The sequence below is a fragment of the Halorubrum sp. FL23 genome, assembly GCF_052439115.2.
GTDB lineage: Archaea > Halobacteriota > Halobacteria > Halobacteriales > Haloferacaceae > Halorubrum > Halorubrum persicum.
Window position 1 is genome coordinate 162,125 of record NZ_JBQVRO020000007.1, and the last position, 18,276, is coordinate 180,400.

Annotated in this window: 19 protein-coding genes; 7 read left to right on the forward strand and 12 right to left on the reverse strand. The window is 71.1% G+C overall.

Annotated features, from left to right (window positions below; genetic code table 11):
- Nucleotides 1-17: 17 nt before the first annotated feature.
- Nucleotides 18-845, reverse strand: coding sequence for a BtpA/SgcQ family protein (locus tag ACT4MF_RS10865; protein ID WP_444682628.1), 828 nt, complete (start codon nt 843-845; stop codon nt 18-20).
- 110 nt (nt 846-955) lie between these two features.
- On the opposite strand from ACT4MF_RS10865, the gene ACT4MF_RS10870 reads away from it, so the two are divergent.
- The gene (locus ACT4MF_RS10870; protein WP_099256607.1) at nt 956-1,408 is read left to right on the forward strand and encodes a DUF7124 domain-containing protein; all 453 of its coding nucleotides are present in this window, start codon (nt 956-958) and stop codon (nt 1,406-1,408) included.
- Nucleotides 1,409-1,445: 37 nt separating this feature from the next.
- Here the strand turns inward: ACT4MF_RS10870 and ACT4MF_RS10875 are convergent, their stop codons facing one another.
- Entirely contained in the window at nt 1,446-1,607 is a 162-nt protein-coding gene (locus ACT4MF_RS10875) for a hypothetical protein (RefSeq protein WP_180271852.1), read from the reverse strand.
- Between the two features lie 134 nt (nt 1,608-1,741).
- Here ACT4MF_RS10875 and ACT4MF_RS10880 point away from each other — a divergent pair, with 134 nt between their 5' ends.
- The 3 genes from ACT4MF_RS10880 to ACT4MF_RS10890 all read left to right on the forward strand — a co-directional run bounded on the left by ACT4MF_RS10880 (nt 1,742) and on the right by ACT4MF_RS10890 (nt 5,024).
- Nucleotides 1,742-2,842: an NADH:flavin oxidoreductase/NADH oxidase gene (locus ACT4MF_RS10880; RefSeq protein ID WP_444682629.1), complete on the forward strand. Its 1,101-nt coding sequence runs from the start codon at nt 1,742-1,744 to the stop codon at nt 2,840-2,842.
- Between the two features lie 67 nt (nt 2,843-2,909).
- The gene (locus tag ACT4MF_RS10885) at nt 2,910-4,127 is read left to right on the forward strand and encodes a GNAT family N-acetyltransferase (RefSeq protein WP_444682630.1); all 1,218 of its coding nucleotides are present in this window, start codon (nt 2,910-2,912) and stop codon (nt 4,125-4,127) included.
- 81 nt (nt 4,128-4,208) lie between these two features.
- The gene (locus ACT4MF_RS10890) at nt 4,209-5,024 is read left to right on the forward strand and encodes a DUF7547 family protein (RefSeq protein ID WP_444682631.1); all 816 of its coding nucleotides are present in this window, start codon (nt 4,209-4,211) and stop codon (nt 5,022-5,024) included.
- A gap of 23 nt (nt 5,025-5,047) precedes the next feature.
- On the opposite strand, the gene ACT4MF_RS10895 is transcribed toward ACT4MF_RS10890, so the two are convergent.
- Together ACT4MF_RS10895 and ACT4MF_RS10900 are read right to left on the reverse strand one after the other, a co-directional pair.
- A complete protein-coding gene (locus ACT4MF_RS10895; RefSeq protein ID WP_444682632.1) occupies nt 5,048-6,259 on the reverse strand; it encodes an ABC transporter substrate-binding protein in 1,212 nt (403 codons plus the stop codon).
- Between the two features lie 67 nt (nt 6,260-6,326).
- Nucleotides 6,327-7,076: a sugar phosphate isomerase/epimerase family protein gene (locus ACT4MF_RS10900; RefSeq protein WP_099256612.1), complete on the reverse strand. Its 750-nt coding sequence runs from the start codon at nt 7,074-7,076 to the stop codon at nt 6,327-6,329.
- 309 nt (nt 7,077-7,385) lie between these two features.
- Between ACT4MF_RS10900 and ACT4MF_RS10905 the strand changes: the two genes are divergently transcribed.
- Nucleotides 7,386-8,165: an HU family DNA-binding protein gene (locus ACT4MF_RS10905; RefSeq protein WP_444682633.1), complete on the forward strand. Its 780-nt coding sequence runs from the start codon at nt 7,386-7,388 to the stop codon at nt 8,163-8,165.
- A gap of 64 nt (nt 8,166-8,229) precedes the next feature.
- Here ACT4MF_RS10905 and ACT4MF_RS10910 read toward each other — a convergent pair whose 3' ends face one another.
- The 7 genes from ACT4MF_RS10910 to ACT4MF_RS10940 all read right to left on the reverse strand — a co-directional run bounded on the left by ACT4MF_RS10910 (nt 8,230) and on the right by ACT4MF_RS10940 (nt 15,028).
- The gene (locus ACT4MF_RS10910) at nt 8,230-9,303 is read right to left on the reverse strand and encodes a methionine synthase (RefSeq protein WP_444682634.1); all 1,074 of its coding nucleotides are present in this window, start codon (nt 9,301-9,303) and stop codon (nt 8,230-8,232) included.
- Nucleotides 9,303-10,304: a 5-methyltetrahydropteroyltriglutamate--homocysteine methyltransferase gene (locus tag ACT4MF_RS10915; protein WP_444682635.1), complete on the reverse strand. Its 1,002-nt coding sequence runs from the start codon at nt 10,302-10,304 to the stop codon at nt 9,303-9,305. Before ACT4MF_RS10915 ends, ACT4MF_RS10910 begins: the two co-directional genes overlap by 1 nt.
- A gap of 98 nt (nt 10,305-10,402) precedes the next feature.
- Nucleotides 10,403-10,996, reverse strand: coding sequence for a HemK2/MTQ2 family protein methyltransferase (locus ACT4MF_RS10920; RefSeq protein ID WP_099256615.1), 594 nt, complete (start codon nt 10,994-10,996; stop codon nt 10,403-10,405).
- The gene (locus tag ACT4MF_RS10925; protein WP_444682636.1) at nt 10,993-12,258 is read right to left on the reverse strand and encodes a mechanosensitive ion channel family protein; all 1,266 of its coding nucleotides are present in this window, start codon (nt 12,256-12,258) and stop codon (nt 10,993-10,995) included. The genes ACT4MF_RS10920 and ACT4MF_RS10925 overlap by 4 nt, the downstream gene beginning before the upstream one ends.
- Complete coding sequence (locus tag ACT4MF_RS10930; RefSeq protein WP_444682637.1) at nt 12,255-13,451, reverse strand: mechanosensitive ion channel family protein; 1,197 nt, start codon at nt 13,449-13,451, stop codon at nt 12,255-12,257. The genes ACT4MF_RS10925 and ACT4MF_RS10930 overlap by 4 nt, the downstream gene beginning before the upstream one ends.
- A 4-nt stretch (nt 13,452-13,455) precedes the next feature.
- The gene (locus ACT4MF_RS10935; RefSeq protein WP_444682638.1) at nt 13,456-14,364 is read right to left on the reverse strand and encodes a 16S ribosomal RNA methyltransferase A; all 909 of its coding nucleotides are present in this window, start codon (nt 14,362-14,364) and stop codon (nt 13,456-13,458) included.
- 85 nt (nt 14,365-14,449) lie between these two features.
- A complete protein-coding gene (locus ACT4MF_RS10940) occupies nt 14,450-15,028 on the reverse strand; it encodes a DUF655 domain-containing protein (protein ID WP_444682639.1) in 579 nt (192 codons plus the stop codon).
- A gap of 195 nt (nt 15,029-15,223) precedes the next feature.
- On the opposite strand from ACT4MF_RS10940, the gene ACT4MF_RS10945 reads away from it, so the two are divergent.
- Nucleotides 15,224-16,093, forward strand: a complete 870-nt coding sequence (locus tag ACT4MF_RS10945; RefSeq protein WP_444682640.1) for a YqcI/YcgG family protein — start codon at nt 15,224-15,226, stop codon at nt 16,091-16,093.
- Nucleotides 16,086-16,676 carry a cysteine hydrolase family protein gene (locus ACT4MF_RS10950; RefSeq protein ID WP_444682641.1) on the forward strand — a complete coding sequence of 197 codons (591 nt, stop codon included), beginning with the start codon at nt 16,086-16,088 and terminating at the stop codon, nt 16,674-16,676. Before ACT4MF_RS10945 ends, ACT4MF_RS10950 begins: the two co-directional genes overlap by 8 nt.
- Nucleotides 16,677-16,719: 43 nt before the next feature.
- Here ACT4MF_RS10950 and ACT4MF_RS10955 read toward each other — a convergent pair whose 3' ends face one another.
- Complete coding sequence (locus ACT4MF_RS10955) at nt 16,720-18,180, reverse strand: MATE family efflux transporter (protein WP_444682642.1); 1,461 nt, start codon at nt 18,178-18,180, stop codon at nt 16,720-16,722.
- Nucleotides 18,181-18,276 lie beyond the last annotated feature (96 nt).

Consider the following 18,276-nt stretch of genomic DNA (forward strand, 5'->3'; position numbering starts at 1 on the left):
CCGCCGCTGACCCCGGCTCACCGCACCTCGTCCGCCCGTTCGACGACCTCCGCCACCCGCTCGGCGTCGACCGGAGCGGTCGTCTCGCCGCCCTCCTTGAGCGCGGTGCCGACGATCGCGCCGTCGGCGACCGAGAGCACGTCGCCGATCGTGTCGGCGCGGACGCCGCTGCCGACGAGGACCGGCGTGTCGAGCCCGTGCGCGTCGCGGTCGTCGACGACGGCCTCGAGCGCCTCGGGGTCCATCGCCTCGCCGGTCCCGCGCCCCGAGGCGATCACGGCGTCGGCGAGCCCCCGCTCGGCGGTGTCGGCGAACGACTCCGCGGAGAACCCCTCGGCCGAGAGCGGCGCGGAGTGTTTCACGTCGGTGTCGGCGAACACGCCCACGCCGACGCCGAGCCGGTCGCGGAGCCGGATCGTCTCGTGGGCCTTCCCCTCGACGACGCCCTGGTCCGTGACGCGCGCGCCGGTGTGCACGTTCACCCGGACGTAGTCGGCGCCGACCGCGGCGGCGACCGACAGGGCCGCGTCCGCGTCGTTGCGGAGGACGTTGATCCCGAGCGGGAGGTCGGTCTCGGCCGCGATCGCCGTCGCGGCCCGCGTGACGCCCGCGACGACGTGTTTCGGCGCGTCGTCCGGATAGAACGGGGCGTCCCCGAAGTTCTCGACCATGATCCCGTCGACGCCGCCCCGGTCGAGCGCGCGGGCGTCGGCGGCGGCGCGGTCGAGCGCGTCCCGCATCGCGGCCGCACCGTCGTCCGGCGCCTTCGGCGCTCCCGGGAGGGGCGGGAGGTGTACCATGCCGATCACGGGCGCGCGGGTTCCGAAGGTGGCCTCGAACTCCATGATGTCGACCGAAGACCCCCGCGGCGCATAAGTCTCACCACACGGGGGTCGTCCGCGCCGCGCTCGGCCCCCACCGTTTAGCCGCTCGGGCACGAACGGGCCTCCGAACGATGGGGATCGATGTCGACGACCCGGACCCGGTCGACCGCACCGGCGAGGTGACGCTCGTCCTCTCGCTGGGCGCCGCACGGCGGCTCGCGGAGCCGGAGGCGACGCTCGCTGACGCGCGCGAGTGGAGCCGCCACGTCGGGATCGTCGCCAACGACGCGGACGCGGTCGAGCGCTTCGTCCGCGAGACGGGGGTCGAGAACGACTACGCGCTCCGCAACTGGGACAAGTGGGGGACGCTCGAAGACGTCTACGAGGAGACCGACGCTCCGCGGGCGGTGTTCGTCGGCGCGTCCGACGCGAACCGGCGCGTCGCCACCCACGTCGGCTTCGAATACCTCTCGATCGACGAGGCGGCGGAGAAGGCGGATTGGGCGCTGTCGGAGCCCGAGCGGTCGAGCCAGTCGGGGATCGTCGGTCGCCTGTGGCGGGCGGTAGAGAAGCGGTTGGACTGAGCGCCTCCGGCGAGAACGCGCGGCTCGCGTCGCGTCGCTACCGCTCCAGTTCGACGGTCAGATCGGTCGCGATCCACGCGTCCGTGTTCCCCTCCTCCGTGAACACGGTGCGTTCCGGCGAGCAGCGACTCGCCTCGACCCGCGGCCGTGCGTCCGACGACTCCTCGACCTCGTGTTCGATCCGGTCCCCAGCGGTCATTACCGTTGGGTCAGGGGAGCGGGGGGTTATAGGTTTCGGTCAGCCTAAACCTCGAAAACCGACGGGGGCAGTTCGGCGGCGATCCGGGTGGGGGACCGGAGCCCATTACCCCGTGGCCACCGTCGGCCGATATCATGCCCGACTCGCTTTTCACCCCGTTCACGCTGCGCGACACCGAGTTCCGGAATCGCGTGATGCTGTCGCCGATGTGCCAGTACTCCGCGGACGACGGGCTCGCGAACGACTGGCACCGGGTCCACCTCGGTTCCCGGGCCGCCGGCGGGGCGGGAGTCGTGATGACCGAGGCGACCGCCGTCGAGTCCCGCGGCCGCATCACCCCGGACTGTCTGGGGATCTGGTCCGACGAGCACGCCGAGGCGATCGAGCCGATCGTGGAGTTCGTCAAATCGCAGGGCGCGACCCCCGGGATCCAGCTCGCTCACGCCGGCCGGAAGGCCTCGCACCGGCCACCGGCCGAGGGCGGTGCCCCCATCCCCGCCGACGCCGAGCAGGGGTGGGAGACGGTCTCCGCGACCGACGCGCCGTACCCGGACCCGGACGCCGACGAGGACGAGCTGGCGGCGACCCGCCGGCTGGACGACGCGGGCATCGCCGAGGTGACCGACGCGTTCGCCGCCGCCGCGGAGCGCTCGCGGGACGCCGGCTTCGAGATCGCCGAGGTCCACGCGGCCCACGGCTACCTGCTCCACCAGTTCCTCTCGCCGGTCACCAACGACCGCGACGACGCGTACGGCGGGAGCTTCGAGAATCGCACCCGGCTCCTCCGCGAAGTCGTCGAGGCCGTCCGCGACGTCTGGCCCGACGGGAAACCCATCTTCGTCCGCATCTCCGCGACCGACTGGCTCCCCGACCGCGACTCGTGGGACGCGGACGACTCGGTGCGGCTGGCTCCCCTGCTCGCCGAGGCCGGCGCCGACCTGATCGACGTCTCCGGCGGCGGGATCCACCCGGACCAGCAGCTCCCCGGGACGGGGCCGGGGTATCAGGTGCCGTACGCCGAGGCGATCCGAGAGGCGACCGACGTGCCGGTCGCCGCCGTCGGCGGGATCACGGAGCCGACCCACGCCGACGCCCTCGTCCAAAACGGGCGGGCGGACCTCGTCGCGCTCGGCCGGGAGCTGCTCCGTCACCCCTACTGGCCGCTGGAGGCCGCCCACGAGCTCGGCGCGGACGTTGAGTGGCCGGTGCAGTACCGGCGCGGGCAGTTCGACTGAGGGGGACGCGCGGGACTCCCTCGCACGGGCCGGGAAGACTTATTCCGCTCCCGCGAGCCGACCGGACATGGAGTACCGAGAGTTCCCCGACGAGCGCGCCGACGAGTTCGACGCGTTCATGCGGTACGCGTTCTCTCCGGCGGAGGGGCCGTACGACCCCGAAGAGGCGGACGACCACGACACCATCGCGGAGACTCGTGGGCTGTTCGCCGACGGCGACCCGGTCGCGGTCTGTGCGCACCACTACTTCTCGCTGCGGCTTCGAGGGGCGGACCGCGAGGTCGCGGGGCTCTCCGCCGTGGCGTCTCCCCCGGAGCACCGCCGGCAGGGAAACGTCGGTCGCATGCTCCGCGAGTCGCTGGCCGAGTACCGCGACCGCGGCGTCGACGTCTCGACGCTGTGGCCCTTCGAGTACCCCTTCTACGCCGGCTACGGGTGGGCGACCGCCTCCCGCTATCGCCTCCTCACCGCGCCGCCGGACCAACTCGGGTTCGTCGACGACCTGATCGCGACCGACGGCGAGGGGGCGGGGGCGTTCCGCCGGCTCGACGGGGACGACTACGCGGCCGTGAAACCGGTGATCGCGGCGGCGGCCGACCGCTACGACCTGACGATGGACTGGACCGAGGAGTGGTGGCGCGAGCGCGCCCTTCAGGGGTGGAACACCGACCCGTTCGTCTACGGGTGGGAGCGCGACGGGGAGCTCCGAGCGATCTGCCGGTACTCCTTCGACGACGACGCGGACGACGCGGACGACACCGTGATGCGCGTCTCCGACGTCGTCGCCGCGGACGACGAGGCGTGGTTCCAGCTCCTCCGGCTCTTCCGCAACCACGACTCGCAGGTGGCCGAGGTCCGGATCCGCGCCCCGCCGGACGCTCCCGCCCTCGACCTCGTCGAGGACCCCCGCGCCATCGACTGCAAGCTCCGGGCCGGACCGATGGTCCGCCTCGTCGACGTCGCCGCCGCCCTCGAGGCGCTGGACCCCGACCCGGCGATCGAGACCGCCTTCTCGCTGTCGGTCGCCGATCCCCTCGTCGACTGGAACGACGACACCTTCCGGGTAGACGTCGCTGCCGGGGCGGTGACGGTCGAGTCGGCGGCCGGCGGATCCGACGGAGCCGACGCCGCGGTCGACATCGGGAGCCTCTCGCAGCTGTACGTCGGGTACGCGTCGGTCGACGAGGCGGCCCGGAGCGGCGGACTCGAGGTCGATTCCGGGGTCGCCGCCGACCTACGCGCGCTGTTCCCGCCGCGGACGACGCACCTGCGCGAGGGGTTCTGAGGCGGTCGGTGCGGGCGCCCGTCTCCTCCGTCTCGTCTCCCCCGGGCGGGCTTTTTACCCGCGGACCGCCTACGACGCGACATGAGTTCCCGCGACGACCGACGCGACGACGAGCTCGAGGAGCGGCTCGACGAGCTCGAGGGCGTGTTGAGCGACCTTCGCCGCGACCTCCGCGAGACCGAGCGGGACCGCCGCGGCCCCCCTCGACCGCCCCGGCTCTCCGAGCTCGTTCGGTTCACCGAGCGGTACACCATCCCCACGGTGATCGCGCTCCTCGAGACGACGATCAAGTCGCTCGAACTGGTACAGGGGACGCTCCGGCTCGCCGACCCCGGTCGGAGCCTCGACGAGGCGGGGTCGGCGACCGACCGCCTCGGAGGGGTCCGGGACGGCGCGAGCGCCGGGCTGTCGCGGTCGCTCTCGGAGCTCCGCACGGCGCTCTCCGAGGCCGACCTTCCGGAGGAGGCCGCCTCCCGCTCGATCATCGAAGACGCGCGCGACCTCACGGCGGAGATCGAGGCCCGGATCGACGACGGCCGCCGCGAGGCCGACGCGGCGCGCGCCCGTCGACCCGACGCCGACCGAGGGGGCCTGCGGGACCGAGACGAGGAGCGCGACCGAACTGCGCCCGCCGAGTCGCCCGACCGCGGCTCGGGGGCGGCGACCGACGACGGCGCCGTCCGGATCGACGTGACGGACCCGGACACCAAGGACCGGTCCGATCACGAGGCGCGCGATGACGGGTCCCGCGGCGACGCCGCAGAGTCGCCCGAGGTCGACGTCGAGTCCGAGCTGGAATCGATAAAGCGAGACGTCGACGGCGCCGAAGAGGAGCACGACGAGAGCGCCGAAAGCGGTGACGACACGGACGACTCCGGGAAACCCGATCGAGAGTAACGGACAGGTCGGCGATCGATCGACTAGAACTCGCCGTTGACGATGTCGGCGACGCGCTCGCGGTCGAACAGCTCCTCGTCGACGCCGTACACCTGCTCGGCCGCCCGCTCTGTGAGCACGAGGTTCGTGATCGGTCCCTGATACAGCGGCCCGCCGCGGTAGACGTCGCCGTTCTCGACGGCCGACAGCCTGCTGGCGACGGAGTGGTCCTCCATGAACGCGACGACGGTGTCGCGGAACTCCTCGGCCGTCTTCGCCTCGTTTCCGCGGAGCAACAGCACGTCCGGGTCGATGTCGAGCAGCAGCTCGTAATCCACCTGGCCGCGGTCCGCGTGGAAGTCCTTGACATCGGTCGTCGCGAACGCGTCCTTGACCCCGAGGTCGCGCCACTGCTTGAAGCTCGTCCCCTCGTCGATGAGGTACGGGGAGAACGCCTCCGGCTGATCGATCGGCTGGGGCCACATGATCGCCACCGACGGGCGCTCCGATTCGGGGGGAACGATCTCGTCGACCCCCGCCTGGAACTCCTGGTGAAGCGCCTCGAAGGCCTGGTAGCGCTCCTCCTCTTGGAAGACCTCCGCGAGCTTCTCGAAGGCCTCGTACAGCGTGAGGTAGTCGTAGTCGTGCCACTCGTAGCCGCGGGAGAAGATGCTGTTGGCGAAGAACGGTGCGCCGGCGGACTCGATCTGATCGATGTCGTCCGCCTCCCAGTTGCTCGTCCGCCCGAGCAGGAAGTTCGGGTCCATCGCGAAGAAGTCGACCGTCTCGGAGAGCGCGAGGAACTCCTCCACGTCGAGCTCGCTCTCCCACAGCGACCTCATTCCCGCTTTGTCGACGCTCACGCCTGGAATCTCGTCGTAGAGCTGCGTGTGGTACCGCGAAGCGAGGTAGACGGCCTCCGGCGGCTGCTGGCCGAGCGCGATCCCCATATCCGCCCAGCTGCCGTTGTTGGCGGCCCAGCTCTCGGGGACGGCGTCGAAGGTGACCTCGCCGACCGACGCCATCGAGACGGTGTACGATTCGTCGGCGGGGGCGTCGTCCGACTGCTCCTCGTCCGCCGCCGACTCTCCGTCGGACGAGCCGCCGTCGGACCCGTCGGCGGGGGCGTCCCCGCCGTCGCCGGCTCCGGCGTCGCCACCGACACAGCCCGCGAGCAGGCCGGCCGCGACCGCGCCGCCGGTCGCGAGATAGTTCCGCCGCGTCGACTTCGCTTCGGATGCCTGGTCAGTCCCCATACGATTTAGGCTGGCCTAAATGTTTTACCGCTTTCGATCCTTTGGCCGGCCTAAAACAGAGGCGGGTTCAGAAGGACGCTCCCAGCCGCTCCGCGACCCGCTCGGCGGAGTCGAGGAGGAGGGTCGGGTCGTCGGTGAACACTTCGAGGGCGACCGTGCCGTCGAAGTCGCCGAGCTCCGACTCCACGAGGTCGTAGTCGACCTCGCCGGCCCCCACGGGGAGGTGGGTGTCGCCGCGGCGGCGCACGTCGTGGCAGTGGAGATGCGAGATGCGGTCGCCGTGGCTCCGGAGGAACCGCTTTATCGCCTTGTTGTCGCCCTCCATGTACGCGTGCCCCACGTCGAAGCAGATCGGGGTGTCCGTCTCTCGAGCGAGGTCGCCGAGGACGGACAGCTGGAGCCCCGCGTGCTGGTGACCGACGTTCTCGACGACGACCTCGACGCCGGCGTCGCGGCCGGCGTCGGCGACGCGCCGGAGCTGATCGGCAGCGACCTCGCGGAAGTCGACGTCGTCGCGGTCGGCGGAGGTCGCGTGGAGGACGGCCTTCTCCGCGCCCAGCTCGCCGGCGGCCTCCAGCAGCCGACGCTGGTAGTCGACGATGGCGTCGTTGACCTCGGGGACGTAGGTGGCCAGCCGCTGGCTGTACGGGAGGTGGACGAGCAGGTCCCGACCGGCGAGCGCGTCCGTCAGGCGTCCGCGGTCGATCTCGCCCGGAACGAGCGTCGGCTCGCCGACCCCGAGTTCGCAGAAGTCGAACCGCGTCGGTGACGCCGCGAGCCGATCGAGGTCGTCGCCGACGGTGAGGCCGATGTCCATGTCGACGGTGGGGTCGGCGGGTTTGTATAAATGATGCTGTCGACTCGGCGATGTTGTTGCGGTGTCGGCGACGCGCTCTGTCTCCGACCCACGCCCGCCGTTCGTCGCCCTTTGAACGGATGCCGAAACCGGATCCGGGACGCCGACCGGTACCGAGCACGAGGCCTGCTCGGGACCGAACTCGGAGTCCGCTCGCGACCGGACCGGATGTGCGGTACCGTGTCGACCGCTCCTACACGAAGTACGCGAGTGACATAATCCCGATGGTATTACAAATATATTTATATACCAATCAATCGTTATGGTCTTATGAATACGAACAACGCGGCCGAAACCACGATCTCGCGGCGGACCGTCCTCGTGAGGGGAGCCGTTCTCTCGGCGTGTCTCGGGGCGGGCTTGGCGACGTCGACCGGCGGGGTAGCGGCGATGAACAAAGCGGAACTGATCGAGGCGATGGCGAGCGAAGCCGGCGTATCCGGGGCCGACGCCAAGGCGGCTCTCGACGGTATCGTCCGCGCCGCGACGGCGGCACTGACGAACGGTGACAGCGTCGCCGTGGCCGGCTTCGGCGCCTTCAGCGTCCCGAAGCGCGTCGGTAAGCGGGCGGGTGCCGGACGCGCCGGCGAGTCGTCGAACGGCTTCGACGGGAAGGGGAACGACGTCGTCGAGCGGTCGCCGGTCGACTTCGACGCGTGTCCGGAGTTCGCCGCGGCGCTCGACCTCACCCCCGGCAACGGCGACGGGCGCCGCGCCGAGGCGGGCTCCCGGTGCCGCAAGGCGGACGTCCTGATCGACGCGGAGCGGATCGCCCGCGAAACGCGAATGGGACGACACGCCGGACTGTCGAAGGCCGACGCGAAGAAGGCGCTCGACGGGTTCACCAGCGCGGCGACGAAGGCGCTGAAGAAGGGCGACCGGCTCTCGATCGCCGACTTCGGCTCGTTCAGCGTCTCGAGCGTCTCGAGTATCTCGAAGCGCTCCGCGCGGACGGGGCGCAACCCGCAGACCGGGAAGGAGATCCAGATCGCCGCCAAGCGCGTCGTGAAGTTCAAGGCGGGGGCCGAGCTGTCCAAGGCGGTCAACTAACTGCGCTCGGTCGGGGACGACGAGCGCGGACCGACCGGCGGGCCGGCGTTTCGACGGCCCGGACTCAGTCGTCCGCGAGCGGATTGTCGACGTCGATCTCGCCGGCGTCGATCTCGGCCTCGACCTCGCGGGCCGCGGTGACCATGTTCTCCATCTTCCCGTACGCGATGTCGCGGGGGAGCAGCTTCAGCCCGCAGTCGGGCGAGATCGTGAGCTTCTCCGGCGGGACGACGCGGAGCCCCTGCCGGATGTTCTCTTTGATCTCCGTGACCGGCTCGACCTCGGCGGTGTGGGCGTCGACGACGCCGAGCGCGAGGTCGGGCTCGAACTCGGGGTCGGTGAACGTCGGGATCTGCTCGAAGTCGCCGTTACACAGCTCCACGTCGAACTCGTCGATCGGGTAGTCGTTGATCTCGGGGTAGATCCGCGAGTAGTCGCCGTAGCAGACGTGGAGGCCGATCCGGACCTCCTCGTCGATGCCCGAGACGATGCGCTCGAGGGCCTCGCCGACGATGGCGTGGTCCTCCGGCGTCGTCGCCAGCGCGGGCTCGTCGATCTGGATGTAGCGCGCGCCGGCCTCGACGAGCTTCTCGACCTCCTCGTTGACGAGGTCCGCGAGGTCGTAGACGAGCTCCTCGGTGGAGGGGTACGCCTCGTTGAACGCCCAGAAGCCGAGCGTGTACGGCCCCGTGATCGGGACCTTGACGGGACGCTCGGACACGTCGGACGTGAACGCGAACTCGTCGACCAGCCACGGCTCGTCGTACTCGACCTCCTCGACGACGGAGGGCTTGTCGAAGTAGTTGTGCCCCCACACCTTCACGGGGCCGTTGAACTCGTAGCCGTCGATGCGGTCGGCGAAGAACTCCACCATCTCGTTGCGGCGCATCTCGCCGTCGACGACGGTGTCGAGCCCGGCGCGCTCGTGCTCGTGCGTGATCAGCCGACAGGCGTCGTCGTGGGCCTCCTCGAGGTCCGATGCGTCGAACTTCGAGTCGGGGTCGTCGACGAGCTCGTCGGCCCGGTTGAGCCACTTCGGCTTCGGGTACGACCCGACGACGGTCGTCAGCAGGAACGCGTCGTTCGCGTGGTCGTGCGGGCGGAACTGTTCGCGGTTGGCTTCTGGGGTTCGGACCATTAGTCGAGCACCTCCGCGGCGGCGGCGAGCGTGTTCAGCTTCGCGCGGTACTTGTTGGTCGGCAGGTAGAACAGCTCCGTGTTCGGCGTCAGGTACGTCCGGTCGAACCCCTCGGCGGGGATCTGCGACTCGAACCACTCGACGCGCTCCGCGATCGTCTCCGGCTCCTCGACGAGCGTGTTCTGCCCGTCGACGAGCCCGAGCGCGAGCGAGTCGGTGGCGCCGAACTCCTGGACGTTGTAGACGGTGTCGTCGCGGTCGCCGGCGACCAGGTCGAGCCCGAGCGCGTCCGCGCCCGCCTCGTCGACGAGGTGGGCGTACAGCTTCTCGCCGAGCGCGCCGTACGAGGTCTGGACGACCACGTCGGCGTCGGTCGCGGCGGCGACCGTCGCGATCGCGTCGGTCGCGGCGGACTCCTCACCCTCCGCGGGCGGGTTCGTGACGAGCGACGGTTCGAGCAGGAACAGGGTCTCGTGGGCGGGGAACGCGTCGACCTCGCCCGCGAGGAACTCGGCGATCGCCGCCTGGAACTCGGCCTCGTCGCGGTAGTGCTCGTCGGTCGCGAGCTCCGCGAGCGAGTACGGGCCGGGGAGCGTCGCGGCGAGGGGGGCCTCGCCGTCGATCAGGTCGGTCGCCCGCTCCAGTTCGCGCGCCACGTCGCCGGAGAAGTCGAGGTCGTCGACGACCCGCGGGTCGCGGTAGAAGTTGTTGTTGTCGTAGTACCGCACGATCCCGCCGGTCTCGACGCTGTCGTGGACCGTGAGGGGGTGTGCGATCATGTCGTCCCAGCGCCCCTGTCCCTCGACGACGCGGTCGAGGCCGGCGTCGAGCTGGTCGTCGACGTACTCGGCGCGCACGTCAGCGTACTCCTCGACGATCGCCTCGCTCTCGTCGCCGCTCAGGAGGTCACCCTTCTGGTGCCCCTTGAGGTCGGAGAGCGTCTCCTTCGCCCAGTCCGGGAGCGGATACAACCCCGGCGTCGCCGCGACTCGTTCAGTCATCACCGTTGGTTCGGTATGCCGTCGTATAATATTTGCTAATACATTTTATGTCCTACAGTAATTGGATCGGCCGGAACTGCCGGGGGACGGGGCCCGTCCTACTCCCGCCGCAGCGCCAACACGGTGAGCGTCTCGAACGGGAACGACTCTTCGACGGCCGGCTCGGCCGCGAAGCCGGCGTCCGCCACCAGCTCGAGCACCTCGTCGTACCCCGTCAGCGACGAGACTAACAGCAACACCACGCCGTCGGGCGCGAGCACGCGCCCCACGTCGTCGAGGAACGGTTCGATGAGCTCGCGGCCCGACTCGCCCCCGGAGAGCGCGTGCTCCATCCAGTCGTCCCACTCGTTGTCCGGGTCGGTGGGGAGGTACGGCGGGTTGAAACACACCGTGTCGAACGCGTTCGCCCGGAACGGCGAGAGGAGGTTGGCGACGACCCCCTCGACGCCGCGCTCGCTGGCCTGCCGCGCCGCGTGGGGGTTGAGGTCGCTGCCGACCACGTCGAGTCCGCGCTCGTCGGCGATCTGCTGGGCGACCCACCCCGACCCCGTGCCGACCTCCAACACCCGCCCGTGCGCCCGGTCGATCGCCGCCTCCGCGAGCAGTCCGGAGTCCTCGGCCGGCTGGTAGACGACGGCGTCGTCGACCCCGCGCCGCTCCGCGAGGCCGGAGTCGCGGTCGTCTCCGGTCATCGGTCCGTCGCCCCCGTTTCCCCGCTCCCGCTGCCATCGTCGCCGTCACCGTCGCTTCCGTCGGCCTCCGACGCTCCGTCGCCTTCGGCGTCCGCTCCCTCGCTCTCGCCGCCCGAGCGCGACCCGCCCCGCGTCGCCGCGCGCCCCTCGACCGAGGCGTCCAACTGCGGGCCGGAGGCTCCCTCGGCCCGCGCCGAGAGCGTCTGCTGCGGGAAGGGGATCACGATCCCCTCGTCCTCGAGCGTCGCCTTGATCGCGTTCATCGCGGCCGTCTGGGTGCGCCAGCGCTTGCGCATGCTCGGGTTGCGGATCCAGTACCGGAGCCCGAGCACGACCGCCGAGTCGGCGAACCGCTTCGTCACGGCGTTCGGCTCGGGCATCTCGGCCACGCCCTCGACCCCGGTGACGGTCTCCTCGATCACCGCCGCCGCGCGCTCGATGTCGGTGTCGTAGTCGACGCCGACCTCGACCTCGATCCGCAGGCGGTTCCGTCGCGACCGGTCGATTATCGAGCCCGACCGAACCGTGTCGTTCGGGAGCGTGACCACTTCGCCGTCGAACGACCGGAGACGGGTGCTCATGATCGATATCTCCGTGACGGTCCCCTCGTGATCGCCGACTTCCACCCAGTCGCCGACCTCGAACGGCCGCGAGAACATCAGGACGAAGCCGGCGAGGATGGCTCCGAGCGTCTGGCGGGCCGCCATCCCGACCACGATCCCGAGGAACCCGGCCCCGACGAGGAGGCCGCCGACGTTGTCGGTGAACAGCCCCACCACGACCAGCAGCGCGAAGGTGTACACCGAGAGCTGCGTGAGCCGCCGGATCACCTCCTCTTGGTGGTCGGACAGCGCCGTACTCTCGGCGGAGATCTCGCGGATGACGCCCCCGAGGAAGTCGGTGACCGCGTAGGCGCTCGCCAAGAGCACCACCGCGAGCACGACGTTCGACAGCTGGTCCGCGATCGCCGCCGATTCGTACGCGTTGAGGAGCGCGCCGCTCCGGTCCCACACCGCGAGCAGCGAGAGCGCCCCGACCGCGGTGGCCCCGGCGACCGCGACCGACAGCAGGAGCCGGCGCTTCGAGGAGAGCTCCCCGTTCCGCCGTTTCAGCCACCCGGTGAGCAGCCGGACGCCGACCACGGCGGCGACGATCAGCGCGGAGACCACGGCGCGTTGGACGTTCCCCGTCAGGACGCCGTAGAAGTCGCTGAGGGGTCCGGGAAGGGCGGTCGCGTTCTGCGCGAGGAGAGCGGCGCTCACGGCTCCCCTCCGTCTGCGGCCGAGCTGCGATCAGCCGCCTCCCCGCCGCTCGCCGCCTCCCCGTCGCCCCCCAACTCCCCGTTGCCCGGTGACACCGCGGTACCCGGTCGGGTCGACAGTTCGCGCTGCGGGAAGGGGATCCGGATCGCCTCGCGCTCGAACGCCGCCTTGACGGCCTCGATCACGGCGTTTTGCGCGTTCCACTTGCGCTGGATCGTCGGCGGCTGGATCCAGTAGCGGAGCCGGAGCACGACCGCCGAGTCGGCGAACCCGCTCCGGATCACGTCCGGTGCGGGGGTGTCGTTCACCGCGTCGCACTCCTCCATGGCCTCGGTCGCGACGCGGGCGGCGGTCGCGACGTCGGCGTCGTAGTCGATCCCCACGTCGGTCGTCAGCCGGAGCGAGTCCGTTCGCGTGAAGTTGACCACCTCGCTGCCGGTCACCTCGTCGTTGGGTATCAGGACGTGCTCCTCGTTGAAGGTCCGGATCTGGGTGTTGTAGAGGGTGACCTCGGTGACGATCCCCTCCCGGTCCGCGACGGCGATCCAGTCGCCGACCTCGAACGGGCGCGCGAACAGGATGACGAATCCCGAGAGCGCCCCGGAGAGCGTCTTCCGTGCGGCGAACCCGATGACCACGCCGAGCGCCCCCGCGCCGAGGAACAGGCTCTGGACGGGGATCCCCCACAGCGTGACGACGAAGGCGATCGCGGGGACGAACAGGACCAGTTGGACGACGTGGTGGGCGATCTCCTGTTGGTGTTTCGAGACGACTTCGTGGGCGGTTCCGTACGCGATCGCCCGCCTCGTCAGCAGCGTGGCGGTGTACGCGCCGGCGAAGACGATCACCGTCACCAACACGCGGATCAGGTCGGCGGGGCCGATGGCGATGAACTCGAAGGCGGCCTGGACCTCGGCGGTCAGCTCCCAGACGCCGATGAGGAAGCCGGTGAACGCGAACGTCGCGGCGGTGACGATAGCCCACTGGGCGGTCCGAACCACGTCGCCGGTGACCCGCTCTTTCGCCCAGCGCCCGCCGACGACCAGCGCGGCGGAGAGGAGCAGCAGCGCAGCGATCGCGGCGATCGTCGCCACGTACTGCTCGGTCGTACTCCGGAACCGCTGTTGGATCCGGAGCGCCCACCGCCAGTACCACGGGATCTGGACGGCGAGCGGCCCCATCGACCAGCTCATCGACTCAGACCTCCGTCGGGGAGCCGTGATCGCGGGCCAACTCGGCCAGCGCCGCGAACGCCGACGGGTCGAGGTCGCCGGGCCGCTGTCGGAGCAGGTCCTCGTCCGCGGCGTCGACGACCGCCTCCGGATCGTCCAACCCGGAGATGTGGCCGGTGTTTCGGATCGCGTTTCGGACCGTCTTGCGCCGCTGCGTGAACAGCGCCTTCACGAACCGGAGGAAGAAGGCTTCGTCGCCCACCTCGTAGTCGGGGTCGCGGGGCGTACACCGGACCACCGCGCTCTCGACGGCGGGCTGGGGGGCGAACGCCTCCTTCGGGACGCGCTCGACGATCTCGACGGCGGCGTAGTGTTGGGCGGACACCGAGAGCCGACCGTACTCGGCGTCGCCGGCCGACGCCACCATGCGCTCGGCGAACTCGGCCTGGAACATCAACACGAGCGGCTTCCCCTCGGGGAGCAGCCGGAAGGCGACCTCCGAGGAGACGCCGTACGGGAGATTCGCGACGCAGGCGGTGAACGGCGGCAGATCCACGTCGAGCGCGTCGCCCTCGATCACGTCGAGGAGGCCGTCGTCGATCGCCGTCGCGAACTCCTCGCGGAGGAAGCCGGCGAAGACGCCGTCGCGTTCGATCACGGAGAGCCGGCGCTGGGCGTCGGTGTCGTCGGAACCGTCGTCGGCCGCCACCGCCAGCAGCCGGTCGGTGAGCGCTCCCGCGCCCCCACCGATCTCCAAGAGGTGGCTCGCGTCGACGTCGTCTGGGAGGTACGCGGGGATCCGATCGAGCACGCGGTCGTCGACGAGGAAGTGTTGGTCGCGGTCGGGGTTCGCGCGCTCCCCCGCCCGCCGGGCGAGCGCGTCGGGGTCGCGGTCCCCGTACGCCGCGCCAGCGCCCGTCGATGAGTCGGTCATGGCCGCGTTACTCCGCCGTTCGGGGTAAAAGTCCCGTTTCGGGGCGTCCGAGCGGGCCCGCGCCCGACTCGTCCCCCGTCCCGCCTCACTCCTCGTAGCCGACGAACCGCCGGTATTTGAGGTCCTCCTCGCGGATCTCCTCGACGATCCGTTCGACGAGCACCTCCTTCGGGCGGTGGAGCCCGCCGACGCGCTCCGAGACCTCCGCGAAGCTCTCGAAGGGGCCGCGCTTCCGCTCATCGAGCACCTTGTTCCGGAGCTGCTTGCCGATCCCCGGCAGGAGGTTGAGCTGGTGGAGTCGCAGGGTGATCGGCCCGGCCTCGTTGTAGAAGTCGACGAACCGCTCCTCGTCGGCGTCGACGATGTCCTCGACCGCGTACTCGATCTCCGCCGCCGCGTTCCGGGTGAGGTCGTCGAACGACACCTCGCGGTACCGGCCCACCACGGCGCCGTCGAGCGCGATCCGGTCGCTCACGGAGACGTCCGTCGCCTCGTCGAGCGCGAGCTCGTACAGCCCGAACGTGTCCGTCCCGAGCCCGTACGCGACCGGCGACTTTCGGTACTGCGGGCGGTCGTCGTCCGGCCGCCCGTTGGGCATCACGTCCAACAGGACGACCGCGGGACCGTCGGCCGCGTCGGGGGCGTCGGAATCGGGATCGCTCATACTCGTTTTAGGGGTCCGCGCGGTGAAAAAACCGCTGCCGCGCGGGGCCGACAGCGATCGCGCTCGGAGCGACGGCGGATCGGTTCGCGACCGATGGCGCCCCGTCGTCCGCGAGCCGCGGCGTTCCCGGTCGCGGCGTTCCCGGTCGCCGGTGACCGCCGAAAGCCAAAAGCCGATCTACCCCCCACGATCGGTATGAACGAGCCCGGTACCGAGGGCGTGCTGTTAGACCAGGAGACGCTCCACGATCGGCTCGACGACGCACCCGGCTGGCTGCGGGACCACTACCGCACCTTCCGCGAGTCGATGCTCGGCGAGCGCGACGGCTCCCCGTTCCCCTGTTACTTCGGTATCGAGGTCGAGCGCGAGGGCGACCTGCTGTACGCCGCCTGCGAGTCGCCCACCGACCCCGCGGCCCTGCTCCGGCTGCGCGACGTGATCCTGGAGTACCTCGACACCTACGAGGATCACGCTGACCGCGCGCCGCTCGCGGTGTTCTTCAAACCGCCCGCCGGCGACCGCGGCGAGGCGCACTACCACGAGCGGCTCTGGCACGTCCTGGAGTTCCTCCACGTCCACGACCCGGAGCCGTGGCCGGACGAGATCCCGACCGACCCCGACACCCCCCGGTGGGAGTTCTGCTTCGGCGGCGAGCCGCTGTTCCCGACCTCCCGCGCGCCGTTCTACGAGGAGCGCAAGAGCCGGTACTCGCCGGTCGGCCTCGAGATCACCGTCCAGCCCCGCGCCGTCTTCGAGGGGATCACCGCCGACACCGAGGCGGGCGAGCGGGCCCGCGAGACCATCCGCGACCGCATGGGCGACTACGACGGGGTCTGCCCCCACGCCGACCTCGGCGACTGGGGCGTTGAGGGCGACCGCGAGTGGACCCAGTACCTGTTCCGCGAGGACGACGACGCGAGCCCGGACGCCTGCCCCCTGCGTCCGACCCGCGACCACCCGAAGGCGCCGGAGGCGCTGCTGGAGCCGGGGGCGTGGCGCCGGCTCGCCGACCCCTCCGCGCCCGGCGACGACGCGACCCTGACCACGGGGTTGGGCGATGACTGACTCGTCGGAGGCGGTGACGGGCTCCGACGCGGGTTCCGCGCTCCCCGCGGACGCCGTCCTCCTGCTGATCGACTTCCAGACCGGCTTCGACGAGCCGGGGTGGGGGGAGCGAAACAACCCCGACGCGGAGGCGGTCGCGGCCGCGCTGCTGGCGCGGTGGCGCGAGGCCGACCGCCCGGTCGCGCACGTGCGACACGCCTCGACCGAGCCCGGCTCCCCGCTGCGCCCGGACGCCCCCGGGTTCGCGTGGAAGCCCGAGACCGCGCCCGCCGAGGACGAGCCCGCGTTCGAGAAGTCGGTCAACGGCGCGCTCCTCGACTCCGGCCTCGACGAGTGGCTCAGCGAGCGGGGCCACGACACCCTCGTCGTCTGCGGGCTCACCACCGACCACTGCGTCTCGACGACGACCCGGATGGCCGAGAACCGCGGCTACGGGGTGTTCGTCGTCGCCGACGGCACCGCGACCCACGCCAGGACGACCCACGACGGCGAGCGGATCGACCCGGAGACCTCTCACCGCGTCGCGCTCGCCCACCTCGACGGCGAGTTCGCGACCGTGGTCGAGAGCGGCGACATCGCGTGAACCGGCCGGGGATCGCGTACGGTCTGACGGACCCGAAGCCGCCTCAGTCGCCGGCCGGCTCCGTGTTCCCGTCGTCGCTCGCGCGGTCGGCGGCGTTCCCGAACAGTCCCCGTCGGGTCGTGTACCGGAAGTACGCGCCGAGCCCGCAGAAGCCGACGACGTTCGAGACGGCGACCGCCCAGAAGACGGCCTCGACCCCCCATCCGAGTCCGGGCGCGACGGCGACGCCGAACGCGCCGAACGTCGCCGTCGCGGGCACCGAGCCCACCGCGATGGGGAACCGGACCCCCCAGTACTTGACCAGGTCCGCGACGAGGGAGGTGCGGGTGCGGGAGGCCCCGTTGAAGCCCGCCAACAGCGTGTACGTCCCTCCGAGCGCCCAGTAGGAGGCCGCGAGAATCCGGAGGTACGACGCGGACAGCGACCGACCGGCCGCCGTGAGGTCGGGCGCCAGAAAGTCGGTGATCGCGCCGGCGAACAGGAACTGGACGGCGCCGAGTGCGAGGAACGCCGCGACGACCATCCCGGTCCCCACGACCGTCGTCCGCCGGGCGCGTTCGGGGGCGTCCGCGCCGAGGTTCTGGCCGATCATCGACTGGGCCGCCTGCTGCATCCCGAGCGCGGGAACGACGGCGAGCGTGGCGACGCGCGCGCCGACCGTGTACGCCGCGACGCCGGCCGCGCCGCCGGCGACCGCGACCAGCCCCACGACGAGCACGCGCACCAGCTCGCTCGCCCCGCGCTGGCCGCCGAGCGGGAGCCCGACCCGGAGGATCTCCCGTGCGGTCGAGCGGTCGACGGCGACCGCCTCGCGGGTGAGCCGGAACGTGTCACGCCCGATCCCCGCCGCGTACGCGAGGACGTGCCCGAGCCCGACGACGGCGGAGATCGCGGTGGCGAGCGCCGCGCCCGCGACCCCGAGCGCCGGGACCGGCCCCGCGCCGAAGATGAGCACGGGTGCCGCGACGAGGTTGACGAGGACGCTGGCGACGCTCACGTGCAGGACGGCTCGCGTGTCGCCGTAGGCGGTGAAGCAGTTCTCCACCGTGTCACCGACCGCGCCGAGCGGGAGGACCGCGACGATGATCGCGAGGTACGTCGCCGTCGTGCCGGCCAGGGCGGGGTCCGCGCCGAGGAGCCGCACCAGCTCTTCGGAGTACGCGACGACTGGAACCGCGATCGCGCCCGTGACCGCGAGCGCGACGGCCGCGCCGGTGACCGCGACGCGGCGCGCCCCCGCTGCGTCCCCGTCGCCGGCGCGCTGCGCGACGAGGATCTGGGTCCCGAGGGCCGCGACGACCACCGCCGCGCCCAGAAGCGACTGGATGGGGAGGCTGAGCCCGACCGCGGCGACGGCGTCCTCGCTCACCCGACCGAGCCAGAACGTGTCGACGAGGGCGTTCGCGACGTACACGAGGTTCTGTGCGACGAGCGGGGCCGCGAGCAGCAGGAGGACCCTCCCTACCGGCCCGCCGGTGATCGCCTCGCGGTCGACGTCGAACATCGAATAGTTCCGAATCGGTTGGGGATAATAAAACGCTACTGATGTTAGATAGCATACGTCTTCTCGCGCCGGCGGTCGGTCGGACCCGCACGTTTT